The 22,761-nt window shown below is 40.7% G+C and carries 19 protein-coding genes; 14 read left to right on the forward strand and 5 right to left on the reverse strand.

The window, feature by feature from the left end; translation table 11 throughout:
• Positions 1–25 precede the first annotated feature (25 nt).
• Positions 26–2,188 (forward strand): Tex family protein, encoded by a 2,163-nt coding sequence (locus IF202_RS08470; protein ID WP_191594438.1) that lies wholly within the window; start codon positions 26–28, stop codon positions 2,186–2,188.
• A gap of 97 nt (positions 2,189–2,285) precedes the next feature.
• Here the strand turns inward: IF202_RS08470 and IF202_RS08475 are convergent, their stop codons facing one another.
• Positions 2,286–2,879, reverse strand: a complete 594-nt coding sequence (locus IF202_RS08475; RefSeq protein ID WP_191594439.1) for an FMN-dependent NADH-azoreductase — start codon at positions 2,877–2,879, stop codon at positions 2,286–2,288.
• Positions 2,880–3,070: 191 nt separating this feature from the next.
• Here IF202_RS08475 and IF202_RS08480 point away from each other — a divergent pair, with 191 nt between their 5' ends.
• The 3 genes from IF202_RS08480 to glmS all read left to right on the forward strand — a co-directional run bounded on the left by IF202_RS08480 (position 3,071) and on the right by glmS (position 7,470).
• Positions 3,071–3,988, forward strand: a complete 918-nt coding sequence (locus IF202_RS08480; protein ID WP_191594440.1) for a LysR family transcriptional regulator — start codon at positions 3,071–3,073, stop codon at positions 3,986–3,988.
• Positions 3,989–4,173: 185 nt separating this feature from the next.
• Positions 4,174–5,535 (forward strand): bifunctional UDP-N-acetylglucosamine diphosphorylase/glucosamine-1-phosphate N-acetyltransferase GlmU, encoded by a 1,362-nt coding sequence (gene glmU, locus IF202_RS08485; RefSeq protein WP_191594441.1) that lies wholly within the window; start codon positions 4,174–4,176, stop codon positions 5,533–5,535.
• A 108-nt stretch (positions 5,536–5,643) separates the two neighbouring features.
• On the forward strand, positions 5,644–7,470 hold the full coding sequence (glmS, locus tag IF202_RS08490) for a glutamine--fructose-6-phosphate transaminase (isomerizing) (protein WP_191594442.1): 1,827 nt from the start codon (positions 5,644–5,646) through the stop codon (positions 7,468–7,470).
• 2 nt (positions 7,471–7,472) lie between these two features.
• Here glmS and aguA read toward each other — a convergent pair whose 3' ends face one another.
• Positions 7,473–8,564 (reverse strand): agmatine deiminase, encoded by a 1,092-nt coding sequence (aguA, locus tag IF202_RS08495; protein ID WP_191594443.1) that lies wholly within the window; start codon positions 8,562–8,564, stop codon positions 7,473–7,475.
• 121 nt (positions 8,565–8,685) lie between these two features.
• A complete protein-coding gene (gene aguB / locus IF202_RS08500) occupies positions 8,686–9,570 on the reverse strand; it encodes an N-carbamoylputrescine amidase (RefSeq protein ID WP_191594444.1) in 885 nt (294 codons plus the stop codon).
• A 105-nt stretch (positions 9,571–9,675) separates the two neighbouring features.
• Here aguB and IF202_RS08505 point away from each other — a divergent pair, with 105 nt between their 5' ends.
• The 3 genes from IF202_RS08505 (at position 9,676) to IF202_RS08515 (ending at position 13,665) form a co-directional block, all read left to right on the forward strand.
• The gene (locus IF202_RS08505) at positions 9,676–10,569 is read left to right on the forward strand and encodes a LysR family transcriptional regulator (RefSeq protein WP_191594445.1); all 894 of its coding nucleotides are present in this window, start codon (positions 9,676–9,678) and stop codon (positions 10,567–10,569) included.
• Between the two features lie 121 nt (positions 10,570–10,690).
• Positions 10,691–12,178 (forward strand): aldehyde dehydrogenase, encoded by a 1,488-nt coding sequence (locus IF202_RS08510; RefSeq protein WP_191594446.1) that lies wholly within the window; start codon positions 10,691–10,693, stop codon positions 12,176–12,178.
• 191 nt (positions 12,179–12,369) lie between these two features.
• Positions 12,370–13,665 carry an NAD(P)/FAD-dependent oxidoreductase gene (locus IF202_RS08515; protein ID WP_206705427.1) on the forward strand — a complete coding sequence of 432 codons (1,296 nt, stop codon included), beginning with the start codon at positions 12,370–12,372 and terminating at the stop codon, positions 13,663–13,665.
• A gap of 126 nt (positions 13,666–13,791) precedes the next feature.
• Here the strand turns inward: IF202_RS08515 and IF202_RS08520 are convergent, their stop codons facing one another.
• Positions 13,792–14,610: a response regulator transcription factor gene (locus IF202_RS08520; RefSeq protein WP_191594447.1), complete on the reverse strand. Its 819-nt coding sequence runs from the start codon at positions 14,608–14,610 to the stop codon at positions 13,792–13,794.
• A 171-nt stretch (positions 14,611–14,781) separates the two neighbouring features.
• The gene (locus IF202_RS08525) at positions 14,782–15,492 is read right to left on the reverse strand and encodes a GntR family transcriptional regulator (protein ID WP_191594448.1); all 711 of its coding nucleotides are present in this window, start codon (positions 15,490–15,492) and stop codon (positions 14,782–14,784) included.
• Positions 15,493–15,706: 214 nt separating this feature from the next.
• On the opposite strand from IF202_RS08525, the gene IF202_RS08530 reads away from it, so the two are divergent.
• From IF202_RS08530 to IF202_RS08560, 7 genes are all read left to right on the forward strand, one after another.
• Complete coding sequence (locus IF202_RS08530) at positions 15,707–17,041, forward strand: glutamine synthetase family protein (RefSeq protein ID WP_235963368.1); 1,335 nt, start codon at positions 15,707–15,709, stop codon at positions 17,039–17,041.
• Between the two features lie 145 nt (positions 17,042–17,186).
• Positions 17,187–18,296, forward strand: coding sequence for a polyamine ABC transporter substrate-binding protein (locus IF202_RS08535; RefSeq protein ID WP_235963370.1), 1,110 nt, complete (start codon positions 17,187–17,189; stop codon positions 18,294–18,296).
• 132 nt (positions 18,297–18,428) lie between these two features.
• Positions 18,429–19,583 carry an ABC transporter ATP-binding protein gene (locus tag IF202_RS08540; protein WP_191594449.1) on the forward strand — a complete coding sequence of 385 codons (1,155 nt, stop codon included), beginning with the start codon at positions 18,429–18,431 and terminating at the stop codon, positions 19,581–19,583.
• Between the two features lie 32 nt (positions 19,584–19,615).
• Positions 19,616–20,527 carry an ABC transporter permease subunit gene (locus IF202_RS08545; protein ID WP_235963415.1) on the forward strand — a complete coding sequence of 304 codons (912 nt, stop codon included), beginning with the start codon at positions 19,616–19,618 and terminating at the stop codon, positions 20,525–20,527.
• Positions 20,524–21,333, forward strand: a complete 810-nt coding sequence (locus IF202_RS08550; protein ID WP_206705428.1) for an ABC transporter permease subunit — start codon at positions 20,524–20,526, stop codon at positions 21,331–21,333. The genes IF202_RS08545 and IF202_RS08550 overlap by 4 nt, the downstream gene beginning before the upstream one ends.
• A gap of 40 nt (positions 21,334–21,373) precedes the next feature.
• On the forward strand, positions 21,374–22,102 hold the full coding sequence (locus tag IF202_RS08555) for a glutamine amidotransferase-related protein (RefSeq protein ID WP_191594451.1): 729 nt from the start codon (positions 21,374–21,376) through the stop codon (positions 22,100–22,102).
• A 327-nt stretch (positions 22,103–22,429) separates the two neighbouring features.
• Positions 22,430–22,750 (forward strand): cupin domain-containing protein, encoded by a 321-nt coding sequence (locus tag IF202_RS08560; RefSeq protein ID WP_191594452.1) that lies wholly within the window; start codon positions 22,430–22,432, stop codon positions 22,748–22,750.
• Positions 22,751–22,761 lie beyond the last annotated feature (11 nt).

Below are 22,761 nucleotides of genomic sequence, written 5' to 3' on the forward strand. Positions count from 1 at the left end.
AAAAGTGTAAACAATAGGATAATAAATGAATTCCATATCAAAAATTTTAAGTGTCGAGTTTTCTATTTTAAAAAAATACACGGATAACATTATTCAATTATTTGAAGAAGGGTCAACTGTTCCTTTTATTGCAAGATACAGAAAAGAAAATACAGGTGGAATGAGTGATATGGATTTACGATCTTTTTTTGATCGGTGGCAATATCTAGTTGAATTTAATAAGCGCCGACAGAGTATTCTACTTTTATTATCAGAAATTCCTGGAGTCTCTAAATCTGTCATACAAAAGATCGAAGTGGCTACCTCTAAAAATGAATTGGAAGATTTATACGCACCATTTAAAAAAACACGAAAAAGCAAAGCTGATGAAGCTAAGTCTCAAGGGTTACAACCTTTGTCGGTATCGATTTGGTCAGGAGAACGTTCAGACAGCTTATCTGCTATTCAGGCTTGGTGTCAGAAAAGCAATCTAAAGATTTTGCCTGAAGTCGCGTTAGAGGGTGTTATCGAAATTCTGAGTGAGGCAATTTCGAATGACAGTGATATTCTAAAAAAAGGTCGAGTAGAATTACTTAAAAATGGTATTTTGTTAAGTCGAGTCTTACGGGGGAAAAAAGACCAAGGTGAAAAGTTTAGAGATTACTTCGATTATCAAGAGCGCATTAATAAGGTGCCACCTCATAGATTATTAGCTTTATTTAGAGGAAAAAAAGAATCTATATTAAAACTTAATGTCTCTTTGAAGGGAGAGAATGGATACCCGAGAGAATTAATTTTTCCTCACCTTAATCAATTACTTGATTCGAGTGTACAAAGAACTCAAAGCATGACTACAGTTCAATGGCGATATTTAAATATCGCATGGGAAAATAAGCTGCTAGCAAAATTAGAAGCAGATGTTCTTGTACAATTAAAAGACCGAGCAGAAGAAGGTGCTATCCAAGTTTTCGCTGATAACCTTCAAGATTTATTAATGGCGGCTCCCGCAGGAGCGTATAGGGTGCTTGGTGTTGACCCAGGCTTTCGTAATGGTGTTAAGTTAGCAGTGATTGATGAGCAAGGTAACGTACTTGATCATGGCGTTATTTACCCTCATGGGCCACAGAGCCGTATTCAAGAGGCTAATACTGTATTGTCTAAATTCATTACCAAGCATCAAATTAGTTGGGTAGCTATTGGTAATGGTACCGCATCAAGAGAGACGGAGAAGTTAGTAAACGAATTAATTACTGAAGCGAACTTTGACTGTCGTGTAACGGTCGTAAGTGAGGCTGGTGCCTCTGTATATTCAGCATCACCTATTGCAATACAGGAGTTTCCTGATTTAGATGTCACGATACGAGGTGCAGTTTCTATTGCTCGGCGTTTTCAAGATCCATTGGCGGAGCTAGTAAAAATTGACCCGCAAGCTATTGGTGTCGGCCAGTACCAGCACGATGTAAAGGTGTCTCAATTAACAAAGTCGTTAGGAAATGTCGTAGAAGATTGTGTGAACAGCGTTGGTGTTGATATTAATTTAGCGTCAGTTTCTTTGTTGTCTTATGTATCTGGCTTAACTAATCGACTGGCGCAGAATATTGTGGATTATCGACAACAAAAAGGCCGAATAGAGTCTCGTGCTGAATTATTAAAAATAAAAGGCATTGGCGATAAATGTTTTGAACAATGTGCCGGCTTTCTCAGAATTTTAAATGGTACAGAACCTCTAGATCAATCAGGTGTCCATCCAGAATCTTATCCACTTGTACAAAATATGGCTGAGCGCTTAAAGCTCAAAGCTCAAAATTTATTGAATAATAGTCGTGCTTTACAAGAGCTTTTATTATTAGCGCCTAATTTTTCTCAGGCAGGTGACTTTACCTACTCTGATATTTTAAATGAACTTGCTAAACCTGGTCGTGACCCGCGGCCTGAGTTCCGTTATGCGTCTTTTGATCAGAGTGTGCAAAAACTAGAAGACGTACGTGAAGGTATGACATTAGAGGGCGTAGTGACAAATGTGGCTGCTTTTGGTGCTTTTGTTGACCTTGGGGTACATCAAGATGGTTTGATTCATATTTCTCAGCTGGCGGATCGATTTGTCAAAGACCCAAGAGACTTGGTACGTGTTGGTCAAGTGGTCAAGGTAACGGTGATTGAGATAGATGTGCAGCGTAAGAGAATCGCATTAAAAGCTAATGGCCTTTAACGAATAGTTTATTAATTTTAAAAAAGAAGAAAACCGAGAGAAGTAGTTCCGTCGGTTTTCTTAATATAAGAAAAAGGGGGCTTATCTAGTTAGCTTTCTATGCTGCTGCTGAAACTTTTGCTTTTGCTTCATTAAATGATGTGTCACCTGCTTCGCCCATTGCTTGACCACCTGCAATAAAGGTCCCTTTCACAAATATACCAACAAAGCTTAAAAATGTTTGAATGTGAGGGACTTGATGGTCCATTGGGGTTTCTGCCAAAAAACTTCCACTGCTTGCAAACACATAAGCATCTTTTTTTAATAATCCAACTGGGCCTGTTTCGGTGTATTTAAATGTACGACCAGCACGAGCAATGTAGTCAAAATAAGACTTCAATGTTGAAGGAATGCCAAAGTTATACATAGGTGCAGAAACCGTTATAACATCAGCTGCTTCAATTTCATCAATCAGCTCATCACCAATAGCAAAAATTTCTTTTTGTGCTTTTGAGCGGTTTTCTTCTGGGGTAAATAGAGCGCCTAATGTTTCGTTTGTGAAATGTGGGAGCGGGTTTGCATCCACATCACGAGAAACGACTTGGCCATTAGGGTTTTTCGCTATCCACTTTTCAACAAATTCATTTGCTAATTGACGGGATTTTGAGTTCTCGCCTGAAGCACTTGAATCAATACGTAATAAAGTTGCCATATCTGTTTTCTCCATAATTGTGTATTGAACCTAATCGGTTCGATTGTCTGGCTTAGATCTTTAGTAATGGGATTATCATAAGGTCAAAAAAATTGATTAAAAAGCGGTATTTTTAGAAGATATCTATCGAAAAATACGATACTTTGTTAGTGGTTGGCATTATTTACTGTTTAATTTAAAGAGAGAAAACCGTGAAAGCACCAAGAGTGACATTAGAGCAATGGCGAGTATTGCAGTCGGTTGTTGATAAAGGCGGTTTTGCCCAAGCGGCGGAGGCGCTGCATAAGAGTCAATCTTCTGTGAGCTATACCGTTGCCAAACTCCAAGAACAACTGGGTTACCCTTTACTGATTATTGAAGGACGAAAAGCCAAGCTCACAGAAAGAGGTGAGGTGTTGTTACGTCGCTCACGACATTTAATAAAAGAAGCGGTAGAGCTAGAAGAGTTAGCACATACACTTGGGCAGGGTTGGGAGCCTGAGCTAGAGCTTGTCGTTGACCAGGTGTTTCCAACGCCTGCTTTATTGAGAGCATTAAATGCTTTTGAGCCACAAAGCCAAGGCACTCAGGTGCAGCTTAAAGAAGTGGTATTAAGTGGTGGTCTTGAGGCGTTAAAATTGGGCAGTCCCGATCTGGTGTTAACCTCGTTAGTACCAAAAGGTTATTTAGCGGATCCTATTGTTAATGTAGAGCTGATGGCGGTGGCGTCTCCTAATCACGCTTTGTTTCAAGAAGGTGCTCCTATCAATAACGAGCGCTTAAGTCGTGAGCTGCAATTAGTTATTAGAGATTCTGCCGTAGAAAGCTCGGTCGATGCCGGTTGGTTAGGAACAGAGAGGCGCTGGACAGTTTCCAGTGTACAGTCAGCACTTGAAATTGTAGTCAGTGGAATAGGGTTTGCTTGGTTGCCGAGGGCCGATATTGAAAGTGAGTTAAAGGTCGGAAAATTAAAAAAACTAGACCTGATTTCGGGTGGCGAGCGAAGCTTTCATCTTTATGCCATTTTCGGTAAAGGCCAGCGTACTGGACCGGCGACAAGGTTGCTGGTTGAGTTGCTGCAGACTGAATGTAATATGTGTCCTAAACAGACTTCTCTTAGCCATTTTTAGGAGACTTCTTTCTGACAATTTTTTTGTTTCCTGTACATAGATATTTTATAAATCATAGGCTTATGGGGTTTATTTAATTTTTGTCATTTTATTTGTGACAATTTAGGTTGTGACAATTTTAGTAAAACGATTTAATAGCTTCAACATCTGTTTATTTATAGTTTTTAGTTTCCAAAGGACGTTTCATGACCCAGGACATTGTAATTCTAGCTGCCGGAAAAGGCAGCCGAATGAAATCTGCTTTTTCAAAAGTGCTTCATAAAATTGGCGGTGCTCCCATGGTCAATCGGGTGCTTTCGACGGCGAGCTCGATTACAGGTGCAAAATTACATCTTGTGGTTGGCCATCAAGGCGAACAGGTAGAAGCAAATTGCCAAAACTTCGAAACGAATGTTGTTTGGCAGAACGATCCTCAAGGAACAGGTGATGCCTTACGGAGAGTGGCGCCTTTTTTACAAGCCAATGGTGCGACCTTAACCCTTTACGGTGATGTGCCGCTTATTCGGGTAACAACACTTGAAAAAATGACAGCGCAATCCACGCCTAATAGCTTGGTTTTGTTAACTATCTGTCTAGATAATCCAACAGGCTATGGCCGAATCGTACGAAATGAACAAAACAAAGTTATTGCCATTGTAGAGCAAAAAGACGCGTCAGAAAGCCAACTTCAAATCAACGAAGTGAACACTGGTATTTTGTTAGCGCCAAACAATCATCTACAGACTTGGCTTGCTGATTTAACAAATAATAACGCTCAGGGTGAATATTACCTGACAGATATTATCGCTATGGCGGCTCGTGACGGTGTCGATATTGTAACCGTTAATCCAGAAAATGAAGCAGAGGTCGCTGGTGTGAATGACCGTGTTCAGCTTGCAGCATTGGAGCGTGAACTGCAGCAGCAACAAGCAATTCATTTGATGCAAAACGGCGTAAGCCTACTTGATCCATCGCGTATTGATGTTCGTGGTGAATTGATAACTGGCCAAGATGTCATTATTGATGTGAACTGCGTTTTTGAAGGCAGGGTTGTGTTGGGTGACGGTGTTGAAATTGGTCCAAACTGCCACCTTAAAAATTGTACGGTTGGAGATAATACCATTATCAAGAGCAATACATTGATTGATGATAGCCAAGTAGGAGAAGCCTGCGATATCGGACCATTTGCACGCTTGCGACCAGGCACTCAATTGGCAAATAAAGCCAAGATAGGAAACTTCGTTGAAACCAAAAAAGCGATTATTGGTGAAGGCAGTAAAGTGAATCATTTAAGTTACATTGGCGACACAGAAATGGGCGCTAATGTAAATGTTGGTGCTGGTACGGTTACTTGTAATTATGACGGTGTAAATAAACATCTGACACAAGTAGCCGATAACGTTTTTATTGGCTCTAACACCTCTCTGGTTGCACCTATTAAAGTAGAAGAAGGTGCAACAATTGCCGCAGGTTCAACGATTACTAAAGACGTTGATGAGAAACAATTAGCGTTTGCTAGAGCACGTCAAACAAATAAAGACAATTGGCCAAGGCCTGTTAAAAAATAATTAAACAATACGCTCCAACGTTTTTGGTAAACATAAGTTTGTCATTTAAATCATATTTATCATTACTCTGATAAGAAAGTATTCAGAGTCAGTAGAAAAGGATTCACCATGTGCGGAATAGTAGGCGCGATTGCACGTCGTAATGTATCGAAAATTTTAATTGAAGGATTAAGCCGTCTTGAATATCGAGGTTACGATTCTTCTGGTATTGCGATTAACAACGAAGAAGGCGTTTTTTTCCATCGTGCAGTTGGTAAAGTTCAGGCACTAAAAGACAAGTTTGAAGCTCAGCCTTTAGATGGAAAAATTGGTATTGCTCATACCCGTTGGGCAACACATGGTAAACCAACAGAAGCCAATGCCCACCCGCACTTTTCTGGTGGTGATCTTGCTTTGGTTCACAATGGTATTATTGAAAATCACGAACCCCTTCGCCGAGAATTAAAAGCCAAAGGCTATGATTTTAAGTCAGAAACTGACACAGAAGTTATTGTTCACCTTATACATGATGCTTTGAAAACTCAGCCTAGTTTACTTAAAGCCGTTCAAGCGAGCCTGACTAAATTAGAAGGCGCATTTGCTATTGGTGTTGTGCAGAAAGATGACAACGAACGTTTTATAGCAGCACGTAAAGGCAGCCCATTAGTGGTTGGTGTTGGTATTGAAGAAAACTTCGTTGCATCAGACCAGCTTGCCTTATTACACGTTACAGACCAATTTATTTTTTTAGAAGAAGGTGACGTAGTTGATGTGACTCGTGATCATGTCACTATTTACGATGCTAAAGGTGAAATACAAGATCGTCCTGTAAATGTTTTTAATCACAGTATCGATGCAACAGACAAAGGTGAATTTCGTCATTACATGATGAAAGAAATCTACGAACAACCAAAAGTAATCAGTGCTTGTCTAGAAGGTCGCATTAGCGAAAGCAAAGTATTAACCGGCTGTTTTGGTGCAGATTCTGCTTTTCTAAAAGAAATTGAAAACGTTCATATCGTTGCCTGTGGTACCAGCTACCATGCTGGCCTAGTGGCAAAATACTGGATAGAAGATCTTGCTGGCTTGCCGTGTAGTGTCGAAGTGGCCAGTGAATATCGCTACCGAAAAGTGGCTGTTCCGAAGAAAACCTTATTTTTAACCTTGTCTCAGTCTGGTGAAACAGCCGATACATTAGCCGCGTTACGCATGGCCAAAGAACTTGGCTATTTAACAACCTTAGCAATCTGTAACGTTCCATCCAGTACGCTTGTACGTGAGTCAGCGCTTACTTTACTAACTAATGCGGGTCCTGAAATTGGTGTTGCTTCAACAAAAGCTTTCACTACTCAGCTAACGGCATTATTAATTACCAGTGTTGCTATCGCAGTGGAAAATGGTTTGTCTGCTGAGAAAGAAAAAGAATTAGTACAAGCTATGCGCTCTTTGCCTGCTTATGTAAATTCTGCGTTAGAGCAAGATGCACACATCAAAAAAGTGGCTGATCGATTTGCGAACAAAAATAATGCCTTGTTTTTGGGTCGTGGCACCATGTATCCAATTGCATTAGAAGGCTCATTAAAGCTTAAAGAAATTTCCTATATACATGCTGAAGCCTATCCAGCAGGAGAATTGAAACATGGGCCGTTGGCGTTAGTAGACGAAGATATGCCTATTATTGCTCTTGTTCCCCATAACGACATGCTAGATAAGCTAAAGTCTAACCTGCAGGAAGTAGCGGCCCGTGGTGGTGAGCTTTATGTTTTTGCTGATAAAGACACAGACCTTCATAATGAAGAAAATATTATCTTTACTGAAGTGCCAAAAGTAGACAGTATTTTGGAACCTATTGTTCACACTATTCCATTACAGCTTTTGTCTTATTATGTGGCCGTGGTGAAGGGGACTGATGTTGATCAGCCCCGGAATCTAGCAAAATCAGTGACAGTAGAATAGCGTTATTTTTTTGGAACTTGCTGTGTAATACAGTGAATGTTTCCACCACCTAACAATATATTGCGAGTAGAAACGCCGATGATTTGGTGTTGAGGAAAAGCTTTTTGTAAAATTACTTTTGCTTGATCGTCGGTTCTTTCGTCTAACATAGGAAGGATAACCGTTTGGTTGGTGACTAAAAAGTTTGCATAAGACGCCGCAAGGCGTTCACCAGCTTGTCGTTCCATAAATTGACTTGTATTAAGATTTTGAGCTTCTTGCTCGGAAACAAAAAGTGGCCCCGGCATCGGAAGTTTAATTATCTCTAATGATCTGCCTTTAGCGTCTTTGCTTTGACTCAATGTTTGATACGCTGCTTGGCTGATGGCGTATTGCGGATCATGTTCATCATCACAGTAGGTGAGCGCTACCACACCGGGACGGACCACATGCATTATGTTGTCTACATGTCCGTTCGTTTCATCATTGTACAGACCTTCCTTTAGCCAAATAATAGTCTCTACATTGAGATAGTCTTTCAATAAGGCTTTAATCTGCTCTTTGCTTAAATCTGGGTTACGACTCGGGTGCAGCAAACATTCTTCTGTTGTGAAAAGCGTACCTTCACCATCCACATGAATAGAACCGCCTTCAAGAATCAGAGGGGCATTGTATGTGTCATCTTCTGTCACGGTGGCCATTTTATTGGCAACCTCATTATCTAATTGCCAATCATCATATAAGCCATCAAGCGTTCCGCCCCAAGCATTAAATTGCCAATTATTAGCGCGACGTTCACCTTGATCGTTAATAACGTAAGTGGCCCCAATATCTCGCATCCAGCTGTCGTTAGACGCAATTTCAATAACACGAATGTGCTCTGGTATGGCTTGGCGAGCTTGCTGGTAATGTTCGGCACCAACAATAAAGGTCACAGGAGTCGATTGAGCAATACTTGTCGCCACATTGATAAACTCGCGCTGAGCAGGAAGAGCATCATTACGCCAGTTGTCTTTGCGTACTGGCCAAGCCATCCAAACTTGTTCTTGTGGCTCGTGTTCTCCTGGCATGCGAAAGCCATCTGCTTGTGGCGTTGAATTTAGTACTTTACTCATTCTATCTGTCCTTCTTAACCAGTCTTCAGTGCGTGTGACAACGTATTGTTTAACGCTTAATCATCCTAAATTTAGATGACAGTGACTTAGTCAACGGCACTCAGTGTCTACTTAGCCAACGTTACTTAGTCGCTGTTTTACCATCAAGGGTCATAATAGTGTCGTACATATTTGGACGGCGATCACGGTACAAGCCCCAAGCTTGGCGCTGAAATGTAATCTCGTCTAAATCGAATTCGTGCACTAAAACACCTTGGCTCGTTCGATCTGCTTTTTCAACGATTTGACCTGTGTGATCGGCGATGAAAGAGCTGCCATAGAAGGTCAAAGACAAGTCACGGAATTGTGCTTTTTCAGTGCCAATTCGGTTAGACGCAATAACTGGAATTTGGTTTGCCGCCGCATGACCGCGCATAACGCATTCCCAGTGAGGCTGGCTATCGAGTTCTGGTTGGCTCGGTTCACTACCAATAGCGGTTGGGAAAAATAATAATTCCGCCCCTTGTAGTGCCATGCTACGTGCTGTTTCAGGAAACCATTGATCCCAACAGATGCCTACTCCGATTTTTGCATAACGGGTCTGAAAAACTTTAAAGCCAGTGTCGCCCGGACTGAAATAATATTTTTCTAGGTAGCCGTCACTATCTGGTATGTGAGTTTTACGATACGTGCCTAGCAAGCTGCCGTCAGCATCTATAATAGCGACCGAGTTGTAACGCACGTTGCCGGCTTTTTCGAACCAGCTAAAAGGTAAGACAACTTCTAGCTCTTTTGCTAAAGCCGAAAAACGAGCGAAGGCGGCATTTTCTTCTAGTGTTGTTGCCATTGGATGGAAAGACTCACTGATTTCAATGCAAAAATAAGGGGCTTCAAATAGCTCTTGTAACAAGATTATTTGCGCACCTTGTTCGGCGGCTTGTCTCACTAGCTGTTCTGCTTTGTCTAAGTTGTCTTCTAAATTCCAAGAACATGCCATTTGAGTGGCTGCGATGGTGACTTTTTTCATAGTGAGTGCCTCTGTTGAATCTATTTGATTTGCTAGTTGTACCTTTATTTGGGTTATTATGGAAATGTGATATTCAACTTTCAATATGAAGAATATGAATAACCTATGGACATAGATATTAGTCAGTTACGTTTGCTGGTGGTTTTAGAGCGGGAACGCAGTTTATCAAAAGCCGCTAAAACCCTTTATATAAGCCAATCTGCAGCGAGTCATATCCTATCGAAATTGCGTATACGATTTGATGATCCTTTGTTTATTAAAACCAAACAAGGCATGGAACCAACACCAACAGCGCTGTCTTTAATTCCTGATTTACGCAAAGGGTTGAATACTTTAGACCTTGCCTTTAATCGAATTAAGCCTTTTAAACCAAAAGAAGAGGCCAAAACCTTTTACATTGGTGCAATCGATTATTTTGAATTTTTTGCCTTGCCTCAGTTAGCCGAACGGTTGCAATACGAAGCGCCAAATATTCGTATTGGTATTGAAATTTTACCGGAAAATTTACGGCTGGAACGTGTTGAAGAAGGGCGACTGGATCTGTTTATCGGTGTTGATAATGTACATACTATGCCACGTTACTATCATCGTCATCACTGGTTAACAGACTCTTATGTGGCAATTGTACGAGAAGACAGTAATTTGCCCGAAAAAATAGACCTGAGAACTTTTTTAGAAACAGCTCAAATTCATTTGCCATTAGCAAATTCTGGCGCAGATTTGATCGATGCGTGGTTGTTGGAACAACATCAATCCAGACATATCGCAATGATAGTTCAAAGTTATGCTATTGGTGGCATGGTGACCGCCAAGTCAGATTACCTCATGTGTGTGCCACGCAATATTGCTGAAAAATTACTGACCATGTTACCGATTCGAACCGTTGAATTGCCAGATGACTTTCCACAATTATCCATTAGTTTGTTCTCACATCAGCTATATGACAGTCAAGAAAGTGTGCAGTGGTTGATAAAACAAATTCAGCAATGTGAGTCTTAAAAAAGCTTTCAAATAGTGCTCTACCTATTAAGGCATATTGTTTTTTTTATTCGCATTTTATAGTTTGGGAGGCATGGTAAAACTGATTTCTGATAAGGGTGAATTGCCCTAGGGACATAATATGAAAAACTACGAAGATTGGCAGGCATTAGCGGCTTCGATAACCATTCCAGACAAAGCTTACATTAACGGTAAATTTGTCGCGTCGATTAGTGGTGAGACATTTGATTGTATTAACCCTTCCACAGAAACTTTATTAGCTAAGGTGGCAAGTACTGACTCTGTCGATGTGGATGTTGCTGTCGCTGCAGCAAAAAAAGCGTTTAAAAGTGGTGCTTGGTCACGAATGTCCCCTCGTGATAGAAAAAACATCATGCTTAAGTGGGCTGATTTAATTACAGAACACCAAGATGAATTTGCCGTTTTAGATACCTTAGATATGGGTAAATCTATTAGTGAAATGGTTAATATCGATATTCCAGATTCAATCGATTGTATTCGCTGGACGGCGGAAGGCATTGATAAGTTATACGGTGAAATTGCACCTACTGGTGGGCCAAATTTGGCATTAATCAGCCATGAACCAATCGGTGTTGTTGCTGCGGTTACTCCATGGAATTATCCGTTAATGATGGCTTCTTGGAAAATAGCACCGGCGTTGGCGGCAGGTAACAGTGTTATTTTGAAACCGTCAGAAAAGTCTCCTTTAAGTGTTTTGCGTTTAGCCGAATTGGCGACGCAAGCAGGTATGCCTGATGGCGTCTTTAACGTATTACCAGGCTTTGGTCATACCGCTGGTAAAGCATTGGCGTTGCATAACGATGTGCAGGTCATCGCATTTACGGGTTCGACTCGCGTTGCTGGTATGTTGATGGAATATTCTGGTCAATCTAACTTGAAGCGAGTTTGGATTGAAGCGGGTGGCAAATCCCCTTGCTTGGTATTCGATGATTACGAAGACATAGTACAAGCCGCAAAAGGCGCTGCGTCGGCTATTTTTACCAACCAAGGTGAAGTCTGTATTGCCTGTTCTCGCTTGTATGTACAAAGCAGTATTAAAGATGTCTTTATGGCAGAATTGATTAAAGCGTCTCAAGCCTATGTTCCAGGTGATCCGCTAAATCCTAAGACAAACATGGGGCCTTTGGTGGATAAAAACCAAATGGATGTCATGGCACGCTTCGTTAAAAGTGCACAGAAAGAAGGCGCTAGTTTATTGTTAGGTGGCGTACCTGAATACAAAGAAGGGCAAGGTTTTTTCGTCAATCCTACTATTTTGGCTGATGCTAATAACAGTATGGAGTTTGTGCGTGAAGAGATATTTGGCCCCGTTCTTGCTGTATCTACATTCGATACAGAAGAAGAAGGTATTGCATTGGCCAATGACTCTGTATACGGCTTAGGTGCTTCAATCTGGACCAGTAATTTGTCACGGGCGCATCGAGTAAGTCGTCAATTAGAAAGTGGCATGGTATGGGTTAACACTTGGGGGGATGGTGATACAACTGTACCGTTTGGTGGTGTGAAAGCGTCTGGCAATGGCCGTGATAAATCCTTGCATGCAATGGAAAAATACACAGAATTGAAGAATGTTTGGATTCGCCTCTAGCTTAGAATTAAAGGGCTAGGTAGCGGCGTTTTGAATTCCTACCCCCTTATGGGTATATCGCTATAAGGGGGTAAGTTTTTAAAATACTTACTTGAATACAAAGTGATATTCGAAATGCTGGGTAAACTGAGAGTTTGCCTTTTTTATGATCAATGGCACCTTTAAATTAGGTGTATTTGATGAGGTTGTTTATGTCAATTCCTTCTCATACTAATTCGTATTATGCCGCGTCTGCGAATGATACTAAGCTTCGTCCTGAACTGGTTGGCGAACATCAATGTGATGTTTGTATCGTTGGTGCTGGTTTTACAGGTATATCGTCAGCCCTACATTTGGCTGAAGCTGGCTATAAAGTCATTGTGATAGAAGGCAGTCGCATTGGTTTTGGCGCATCTGGTCGAAATGGCGGTCAATTGGTAAACAGCTATAGTCGTGATATCGATTTTATTAAACGTCATTATGGCGATTATGTTGGCGAGCAGATGGCGTCAATGGCCTTTGAAGGTCAGGCTGTTATTCGTGAACGAGTGGCTAAATACAAGATCGATTGTGATCTAAAAGAAGGTGGCATATTTGCTGCGTGCAATACTAAGCAACTAGAAGAACTGAAAGCTAAGAAAGCGCTTTGGGAATCTCATGGTCATGATCAGCTAGAACTTTTGTCTGCTGAAGGTATTCAAGAATACATCGGCAGTGATCGTTATGCTGGTGGGTTATTGGATCGTCTGAATGGTCATGTTCATCCATTAAATTTAGTCTTGGGTGAAGCGGCTGCATTTGAATCGTTAGGTGGCGTTATCTACGAAGCGTCTCCAGTTACCAGTGTAAAAGAAGCCAAAGTCGAAGGTGAGTTAGCTAAGGTTACGACTGAAAAAGGTGTAGTGACGGCCAAGCACGTTATTGTTGCTGGTAATGCTTATATTACAGGTATTATTCCTGAAGTAGAAAAGAACTCTATGCCGTGTGGAACGCAAATTATTGCAACTGAGCCACTAAGTGAAGAGCAGCAAAAAGCCATTCTGCCAAATGATGTGTGCGTGGAAGATTGTAACTACTTACTCGATTATTACCGCCTTTCTGGCGATGGTCGTCTGATTTATGGTGGCGGTACAACCTATGGTGCGCGCGAGCCTGAAAAGGTTGAAGCTCTAATTGTTCCTAAAATGCTAAAAACCTTCCCTATGCTTAAAGATGTGAAGATTGATCATGCTTGGACAGGGAACTTCCTATTAACTTTAATGCGTCTGCCACAAGTAGGTCGTATTGGAACGAATGTGTATTATTCGCAAGGTTACAGTGGTCACGGAGTAACGAGTACTCATCTAATGGGGAAAGTGTTGTGTGAAGCTATACAGGGAAATACTAAGCGATTTGATGTGTTTGCTGGTTTGCCACAATATCCATTCCCAGGTGGAAGAGCATTGCGTGTACCTTACACTGCGATTGGTGCTGCGTATTATGCATTAAGAGATAAACTGGGTATTTAGTCATTGTGTAGATGGCGAGTTTGATTATTGAAAGGCCTTTCTTTGTAAAAAAAGAGAGGCCTTTTTTATTGCTGGAAGGTTTGGTGCGCTCTCTAAGAAAGCGTAGTTTTTGCTAGGATTTTGATTTTACTCAATAGCTTGGTCTAGTGCTTCTAAGTGATCTAAGAATAAGGTGAAAATTTCGGATTGAGTCGATGTGTCTAAGCGAGTATGAATGTTTTTTCTGTGGACTTTTACTGTGCCTGCACTAATACCTAGCTCTTCAGCAATCGCTTTAGAGGAATGGCCTCGTAAAATAAGGCCAAGAACTTCTTGTTCTCTATGGGTGAGTACGCCGCTCGCGAAAGTTTTTAATGCGTGTTTAATCGGGCCGTTCGACGGTTGATACTCTACATGTCCGCGAGACTGGGCGAGCCAAAACTGTTTAATAAGTGCTTCCAGTAATGGGAATATCTCTTTTAGTTTTTTCATTTCGCTGCGCTTAATTGACCCCATATGGGACTTTCGACCCAAAGAGATAACGTAGGTTGTATTTTCATCTAAAGGGACTGATATGTTGATTTCGTCAATTAAATCAAACTTGCTGTAGCAGGTTTGATAGTACTCAGTGTCTTTAAAAGAATCTGGTGCGATATCGATAAGTCGACCCACACCAGACGTCGAGCCTTGTTGAATACTATTGAATAGTGGATCCAGCATGTACGCAGTATTGAGATATAGGTTCAATGTAGGGCTATGTTCGGATCTGTCTTTAGGGTGCAGGATAATCGGTTTAAAAGACTTTTTATAAGTCACTATGATGAGTGTATCGAAGTGACAGAGGCCTCTTATAAAGTTCTCCAGCACCAATGAAAAGCTTGGTACGCGCAAATGATTCACTAAGACAGCCAGCTCTTTTAAGGTCTCTGAAGAAATACCTTCATAAGTAGATTTGCTTGGCAGCATGGAGAAAGCCTCGGTTCGAGTAACAGTGTATTGGTTCAATGCTTCTAACGATAAGGTAAAATTATAGAATAGTAAATATTGTGATCACAAAACTACCAGTGTTTGTCTCTGTATTTATTTTTTATGATTATTTTTCATTTATTTTTCATTTATTTTTCATTTATTTTTGGCTTAATACTTGGCTGATTCCTGTATGAAGTGATGCAATATTTCAGGTGTACCAATAAAAGCAAAGCCTTCACGAATGTCCGAAGAAATAGCTAATTGCAAAGCAAGTGCGTCTTTATGACGAATGGCTTGTAAGGCTTCTTGGTGTCTGTCTATGGTGTAGTTTTCTTTAATTCGCTCGGTAGACAGACGTAAAAAAGGACCTAGTTGCAGCCATAAACTTTCGATTAAATGTAGGCTAACTTGGTGCGGGTTGGCGGTATAGAGTAGCCTATGGAAGGCATGATTATGGGTGATCGTAGACTCCATATCGTCTTTATCCCTTGCGATATCTATGTCTTTGTCTATTGATTCTAGTCGCTCCAAAATGGTGCTATTTATATAAGGTAGTGCCCGAATTGCAGCATGAGTCTCTAGTGTTATACGGGTTTCACATAATTCATTAAATTTCATTGCTGTCATTGTTGGTACAATAATTCGACGGTTTTCTTTTACTTCTAAGGCATGCTCTGAGCTGAGTTTTTTAAGTGCTTCACGAATTGGCATAGGGCTCACACCTAACACTTTGGCTAACTCTCTAAGTGTTAGGCTTCTGCCAGGAAGAATCTGTCCACACATAACCGCATGCCTTAAAACGGCGTATACCCACTCGGTGATAGTTACACCGTCTTTTCTGTCAGTTAATGTAATATCTAATGGTAACGGGGTGTTCAATTTTTTATCCTTTTTACATAAATATTGTAGAAAGATGGAAATTACTTTTACTGAAAAAAATCGTATTAAGTAGTGTTTGATATAAACTTGATCATATCGTTAGAGTTTAAAGGGAAACAATATAATTTTGTTTTTTGTGATCACAAAATGCAAACTTATATTGTTAATTTCACAATGCAAGATAGCAATCTACATAATTAAAAGAGAGTAAGTTATGCCAGGTCAGGTAATGGGCGATAAAGAGTTTGATCTTTTTATAACAGATTTAAATGGTAACTTACGAGGAAAGCGTATTCCTGCCTCAGGTCTAAAAGCGGTAATGAAGGACGGCGTAAAACTACCTCAATCCGTCATTGGCTTTGACCACTGGGGAGATGACGTTTTAGAAAACGGTTTGGTTTTTGAAACTGGAGACAGTGATGGTGTTTGTATGCCAGTGCATTCTTCACCTATCCCTGTCCCTTGGTCTGAGACGCCACGTGACCAAATTTTGGCGATGATGTACAACATGGACGGTACCCCTTTTTATCCGGATCCTCGCCAACTATTAGCTAATATAGTAGAACGTTTTAAAGAACTTGGTTACACGCCAGTTGTTGCTACAGAACTTGAATTTTATTTATTAGATGGTGAGTCTGAAGCAAATCGACGTCCAAAAGAGCCTTTGATGACAGAAGGTAACGGCCGTCGTTTGACTGATACAGATTGTTATTCTATTGAAGAAATGGATGGTTTATCTAATTTCTTTGCGGATGTACGTGCCGCGTGTGAAGTTCAAGGAATACCAGCAGACACTATTATTTCAGAGTTAGGTCCCGGTCAGTTTGAAATTAATATGAAGCATGTTGATGATGCTTTATTGGCTGCTGACCACGCTAATATGTTCAAACGTTTGGTTAAAGGCGTTGCTCGAAATTATGAATATGGCACCACATTTATGGCCAAGCCTTATGCTCAGAAGAGTGGTAATGGTTTTCATGTGCACTTTAGCTTATTAGACGAAAATGGAGTAAATGTCTTTGATAATGGTGGCGATGATGGAACACCTTTGTTAAAACATGCCGTAGCAGGATTACTGGATAACATGGCTGACAGTATGTTGGTTTTTGCACCGCATCTTAACTCGTATCGTCGCTTTGAAAATGGTGCACATGCACCGACTTTTGCAAGCTGGGGTTATGAAAATCGCACGGTTGCTGTACGGATTCCTGAAAGTCCAACCGTTGCTCGTCGTATTGAGCATCGTGTTGCTGGAGCGGATGCAAATCCATACTTAGTATTGGCTACTGTGCTAGGTGCTGCATTGGATGGGATTATTCGTAAATTAGATCCTATCGCTGCAATAGAAGGAGACGCTTACTCGGTCAGTGAAAACTTCCCGATACTTCCAAATCGTTGGGAGCACGCAACGCAAGTATTTAAAGACAGCAGCTTCATGCATGAGTACTTCGGTGAAGCTTTTGTTCGTGTCTTTAGTGCAGCGAAAGAGCAAGAGCAAGAACGGATTCAAAGCCGTATTTCCAATGTGGAGTACGAGGCTTATCTATAAAGGTTTTTACGTCGATTCGGTTATGCTCGTCATACCGGAAACGTAAAAAATAGAGAATAATAAAGCGTTAAAAAATTACTCCTTAGAGAGTGAGTTGATTACAAATATCGTATACAAAAGAAACGACTAAATAGGAAAACCGAAAATGAAAGTAAACACTAAAATGAATAAGAAGTTGTTATCTCTCATGTGCGCTACATTGGTTTCTGGCAGTGTTATCGCTGAAGACAAAGTGCTTAATATTTATAACTGGTCTGACTATGTTGCTCCAGATGCTGTTGAAAACTTTGAAAAAGAAACAGGCATTAAAGTGAATTATGATGTTTATGACAGTAACGAGGCGTTGGAAGCTAAGTTAATGGCAGGTTCATCAGGTTATGATTTGGTTTTCCCTTCAAACTCCTTCATTGAGCGTCAAATCAAAGCGGGCGTTTATGAAGAAATTGATAAAAGTAAATTATCTAACTATGGAAACCTTGATCAGCAGCTAGCAGGTCAAGTGATTCAGAATGACCCAGGTAATAAACACAACATTCCTTATGCTTGGGGAACAACTGGTATTGGCTATAACGTTGATATGATCAAAGAGCGTCTTGGCGATATTAAAATTGATTCTTTAGACATGTTATTTAAGCCTGAGATTGCAGCGAAGCTTGCTGATTGTGGTATCGCTATATTGGATTCCCCTACAGAAGTGATGGGAATTGTGAATAATTACATGGGTGAAGATCCTAACTCTGAAGATCTAGCAGCATTAAAAGCGAGTACATCTGTATTAGCCGCTGTTCAGCCTCATTTTAAATATTTCCATTCAAGCCAATATATTTCTGATTTAGCCAATGGTGAAATTTGTGTGGCGCTAGGTTATAACGGCGATATTTTACAAGCTCAAGATCGTGCTGCAGAGGCAGATCAAGGTGTAAACATAGAATATGTTGTGCCAAAAGAAGGTACTCAGATCTGGTTTGATCTAATGGCCATCCCTAAAGGTGCTCAGCATCCTGAAGCGGCATTGAAATATATTGATTATATTTTGCGTGCTAACGTTGCTGCAGACTTGTCTAATTATGTTTATTACGCAGTACCAAATACAGCAGCGGAGCCTTTGTTGGATCCTGAAGTAGCTGAAAATGAAGGCATTTACCCAACGCAAGCGGTTAAAGATAAGCTTTATGTTCAAGTGGCTCATAGCCCTAAGTTTGATCGCTCATTGACTCGAGCTTGGACAAACATCAAAACAGGACGTGCACGTTAGAAATTAGCTGCTTTTCACTGGAGGTATTTACCTCCAGTGAATCTGTTTATATTTTATTACCCAATGAGTAAGAGTTTGAATTTTTTAGTGAATCGGCTCTCTAGTCTAGCGTTTACAGTAAAAAGGTAGAATATGTCCTCGTCCTCAGAATTTAATCAAGAAAAGTCGATTATTGTGCCATCTTGGCGAGAAGCAGGCGCTAAGCCTTTTGTACAAATTGATCAAATAACGAAAAAATTTGGTGATTTTACTGCCGTTAACTCAGTATCACTGGATATTTACCAGAACGAATTATTCTGTTTATTGGGCGGTTCCGGCTCAGGGAAAAGCACCTTGCTACGTATGTTAGCAGGCTTTGAAAAACCTACTTCTGGACGAATTTTAATTGATGGTGTCGACATGACTGATATTCAGCCATGGGACCGACCTGTCAATATGATGTTTCAATCCTATGCGTTGTTTCCACATTTAACCGTAGAAGCCAATGTCGCATTTGGTTTACGTCGTGAAGGCGTTAAATCCAAAGAAGTCGCACTGCGTGTTGCCGAAATACTAGACATGGTTCAATTAGGTCATTTGAGCAAACGCAAGCCACACATGCTATCGGGCGGTCAGCGTCAGCGAGTTGCTTTGGCTAGGGCTTTAGTAAAACGTCCTAAATTATTGTTACTTGATGAGCCATTAGGTGCATTAGATAAAAAATTACGAGAGGAAACACAGTTCGAATTGATTAACCTTCAAGACGAATTAGGCATTACCTTTGTGGTTGTGACGCACGACCAAGAAGAAGCTATGACATTGGCGACTCGAATCGGTGTTATGGATCAAGGTGGTATTACTCAAATTGCTGAACCTCATCAAGTTTATGAATACCCTAATAGCCGTTTTGTGGCCGAATTTATTGGTAATGTTAATCTTTTTGAAGGCACGGTAATAGGTGAAGAGCGAGACTGTACCACGATTCAATCTGCTGAAATTGATGGCCTTTTAAAAGTTAATCATGCTATTAGCTGCGCACCAAGCCAAGTAGTCTCTGTGGCCGTTCGACCTGAAAAAATTCGTATTAGCCGTGAAAAGCCTGACGCGGACGCTAATACAACCGATGGTATTATTACGGATTATGCCTATATGGGCAGTCAATCTATTTATAAAATAGCATTGAAGAGCGGTAAAGAAGTGCGTGTTACTATGCAAAATGCGACCCGTGATATCAGTGATAGATTAACCTGGGATGAACCTGTATTCCTATCTTGGGATGCGGGCAGCAGTGTGGTACTGACGTCATGAGTAACCTCACTTCCTCTACTGAAAATCGTACGATGTTAGTACGATGGCTACAAAGTATAAAGAACATTAACTGGGGGAGAGCGCTGGTCATTCTAGTGCCTACTTTGTGGTTAGGGGTATTCTTTTTTATTCCATTCCTAGTTGTTTTTAAAATTTCCTTGGCTGAAACGGCTATTGCTATTCCGCCATATTCTTCGTTACTAGAATGGAACCCTGATGAAGCCTATGCGACGTTTAAAATCACGCTGGGTAATTATCTTTTCTTGTTCGAGAGTCGTTTTTACCTGGATGCTTATTTAAGCTCAATCCGCATCGCGTCCATATCGACCTTCTTTGCTTTGCTATTGGGCTTCCCAATTGCCTATATGATAGCTAGAAGCTCTGCGAATATGCGCAACATATTGCTTGCTCTTGTTATTTTGCCATTTTGGACTTCTTTCTTATTGCGGGTTTATGCGTGGATGGGATTCCTGAAAAAGAACGGCGTAATCAATGAGTTTTTAATGGGAATGGGGATAATTGATGAACCTCTGGTTATGCTGCAAACTGATTTTGCCGTGTACATCGGTATCGTTTATACCTATTTACCTTTTATGATTTTGCCGCTTTATACCACATTAGAAAAAATGGACTTAACCTTGCTAGAAGCGGCTGAAGACTTGGGAGCTAAGCCGTATCAATCCTTCTTCTTAGTGACTTTACCTTTAGCTATGCCAGGTATTATTGCCGGTTGTTTGTTGGTGTTTATTCCTGCTGTGGGAGAGTTTGTTATTCCTGCTTTGCTTGGTGGATCAGATACATTAATGATTGGTCGCGTGCTTTGGGATGAATTCTTCTTAAACCGTGATTGGCCTATGGCATCAGCGGTGGCGATTCTTATGTTAATCGTATTGGTTGGACCTATTATGTTTATGCGTAGTCGTAACAAGCAGGAGGAAGCATGATAAAACGTCAATCTTTTTGGCTGAGTGGTTCTGCTTTATTTGGCTTTATCTTTCTTTATGCTCCGATTATTTCGCTTATCATCTATAGCTTTAATGAATCTAAGCTGGTGACTGTGTGGAGCGGATGGTCTATCAAATGGTATGTTTCTCTATTTCAGAATGAGCAAATTATTAATGCGGCGTTACTGAGCTTTAAAGTCGCTGCAATAAGTGCCACGTTGGCGGTTATTTTAGGCACCATGGCGGGCTTTGTATTAAGCCGTATGGGGAGATTTCGTGGGAAAACGCTTTTGTCTGGCTGGGTAACAGCGCCATTAGTTATGCCCGATGTTATTACCGGTTTGTCATTGCTTTTGTTATTTGTTGCAATGGAATCTATGTTCGGCTGGCCTGCGGGACGAGGTGAGGGAACCATTATTATTGCCCACACAACCTTCTGTTTGGCTTATGTTGCTGTAGTGGTGCAATCACGATTGGCCTCGTTGGATGAAACGTTAGAAGAAGCAGCAATGGACTTAGGGGCTAAACCTTCGACTTTGTTTTTCTTAATTACTTTGCCATTGATTGCACCAGCACTAATTTCTGGTTGGTTACTGTCTTTTACCCTGTCACTTGATGACTTGGTTATTGCCAGTTTTGTTTCTGGACCGGGCAACAGCACTTTACCTATGGTTATTTTTTCCAAGGTTCGTTTAGGTGTTACGCCAGAGATAAATGCGTTAGCCACTCTAATGATTTTAGTGGTTGCTGTCGCAGTGGTTGCTGCCATTGTTATTATGCGTAAACAGAATAAATACACGTCTTAAAAATTTAAAAAGTCAGTCTCAGATTGAAAAGGTGATTTTAATGAAAATAGGGCTTTTGGCGACTGGAACGACACCAGATGATTTGCTACCGCGTTTTGGTTCGTATGCTGAAATGTTTATCGCGCAACTTAAAGAGGAAAATGCCTCGTTTGAGTTTGAAACGTTTGATGTTCGAGACGGTATATTCCCTGCAAACGCAGATGTTTGCGACGCTTGGTTAATTACAGGGTCTCGATCTAACGTTTATGAAGGCTTGCCTTGGATGTTACAGCTTAATGAGTTGATTCGCGAGATAGATGCGAAAAAGCAGCCATTAGTTGGAATCTGCTTTGGTCACCAAATTATTGCCGATGCGTTAGGCGGTAAAGTTGATAAGTATGACGGTGGTTGGGGTGTTGGTGTTCATAAGTACGACACTATTAAAGGCATTTCTTCTTTTCCTGAGAACCTCACGTCATTTTCTATTTGTGTTATGCATCAGGACCAAGTTGTTATCAAGCCTGCTCGCGCTAGGGTGTTCGCTCACTCCGATTTCTGTGAAAATGCTGGTCTAGTTTACGATCAGCATGTTGTAACCTTTCAGGGCCACCCTGAGTTCGATAAAGCCTATGAAACTGTATTGCTGGACACATTAAAAGATGTCAGCTTCTCTTTAGAGGTAGCAGAAGAGGGTTATGAAACGGTTGCACAAGAAAAGCTTGATTCACCTGAAGTAATAGCTTGGATTGCTGATTTCATGGAATCAGCTCATCAAGCTAGGAAAGTGTAACTTATGATTTTAGAATAGGTTACTGTCGTATTATGCCTCGCCAGTAATCTATTCCTTTCCTTTCGAATTCCTTGCGTCCTGTTGTTTAAAAAAACATGAATCGCGATCAATGTCTGCATTAACTACACATAAATTGGATGTCTCTATTTAGAGTGCCTTTTCATGTCTGCCAGATAATAGTCAAAATATAATATTCTAAAAATCATCACCCTCTAAAGCCATAGTTTTGAAGACCTCTACGAACAGAGAAATACAAAAAGAAAGTTGCTGTGGCATTTGTATGACTTTATAGTGAGGCATCAAAAACAGGAATATAAAGGGTAGTTTATGTTTACTTTCAATCGTGATGTTGAGTTAGAAGATTTAGGTGGTGGCCTTTCTCGTAAAGTGATGTCTTATTCGGACAATATTATGACAGTCGAAGTGCATTTTGAAACAGGTACATTGGCTGCGATGCACAAGCATCCGCATGAGCAATTGACTTATGTTAAGTCTGGCAAGTTTGAATTTACGGTTGGTGACGAAACGCAAACGGTTGTTGAAGGCGATACTATCTACAAAGTGCCAAACATCATGCATGGCTGTGTTTGTATTGAAAAAGGCGTGCTAATCGATAACTTCACTCCAGTGCGTAAAGATTTCTTATAAGTATTTTAATC

The sequence above is a fragment of the Marinomonas colpomeniae genome (assembly GCF_014803385.1).
Taxonomy (GTDB): domain Bacteria; phylum Pseudomonadota; class Gammaproteobacteria; order Pseudomonadales; family Marinomonadaceae; genus Marinomonas; species Marinomonas colpomeniae.

Excerpts from the sequence above, each read along its gene's own strand:
- aguA (WP_191594443.1), bottom strand. The coding sequence starts at position 8,564 with ATGAGTAAAGTACTAAATTCAACGCCACAAGCAGATGGCTTTCGCATG.
- IF202_RS08550 (WP_206705428.1), top strand. The coding sequence starts at position 20,524 with ATGATAAAACGTCAATCTTTTTGGCTGAGTGGTTCTGCTTTATTTGGC.
- IF202_RS08520 (WP_191594447.1), bottom strand. The coding sequence starts at position 14,610 with ATGCTGCCAAGCAAATCTACTTATGAAGGTATTTCTTCAGAGACCTTA.
- IF202_RS08515 (WP_206705427.1), top strand. The coding sequence starts at position 12,370 with ATGTCAATTCCTTCTCATACTAATTCGTATTATGCCGCGTCTGCGAAT.
- IF202_RS08545 (WP_235963415.1), top strand. The coding sequence starts at position 19,616 with ATGTTAGTACGATGGCTACAAAGTATAAAGAACATTAACTGGGGGAGA.
- IF202_RS08540 (WP_191594449.1), top strand. The coding sequence starts at position 18,429 with ATGTCCTCGTCCTCAGAATTTAATCAAGAAAAGTCGATTATTGTGCCA.
- glmS (WP_191594442.1), top strand. The coding sequence starts at position 5,644 with ATGTGCGGAATAGTAGGCGCGATTGCACGTCGTAATGTATCGAAAATT.
- IF202_RS08475 (WP_191594439.1), bottom strand. The coding sequence starts at position 2,879 with ATGGCAACTTTATTACGTATTGATTCAAGTGCTTCAGGCGAGAACTCA.
- IF202_RS08470 (WP_191594438.1), top strand. The coding sequence starts at position 26 with ATGAATTCCATATCAAAAATTTTAAGTGTCGAGTTTTCTATTTTAAAA.
- aguB (WP_191594444.1), bottom strand. The coding sequence starts at position 9,570 with ATGAAAAAAGTCACCATCGCAGCCACTCAAATGGCATGTTCTTGGAAT.
- IF202_RS08530 (WP_235963368.1), top strand. The coding sequence starts at position 15,707 with ATGCCAGGTCAGGTAATGGGCGATAAAGAGTTTGATCTTTTTATAACA.
- IF202_RS08505 (WP_191594445.1), top strand. The coding sequence starts at position 9,676 with ATGGACATAGATATTAGTCAGTTACGTTTGCTGGTGGTTTTAGAGCGG.
- IF202_RS08510 (WP_191594446.1), top strand. The coding sequence starts at position 10,691 with ATGAAAAACTACGAAGATTGGCAGGCATTAGCGGCTTCGATAACCATT.
- glmU (WP_191594441.1), top strand. The coding sequence starts at position 4,174 with ATGACCCAGGACATTGTAATTCTAGCTGCCGGAAAAGGCAGCCGAATG.
- IF202_RS08560 (WP_191594452.1), top strand. The coding sequence starts at position 22,430 with ATGTTTACTTTCAATCGTGATGTTGAGTTAGAAGATTTAGGTGGTGGC.
- IF202_RS08555 (WP_191594451.1), top strand. The coding sequence starts at position 21,374 with ATGAAAATAGGGCTTTTGGCGACTGGAACGACACCAGATGATTTGCTA.
- IF202_RS08535 (WP_235963370.1), top strand. The coding sequence starts at position 17,187 with ATGAAAGTAAACACTAAAATGAATAAGAAGTTGTTATCTCTCATGTGC.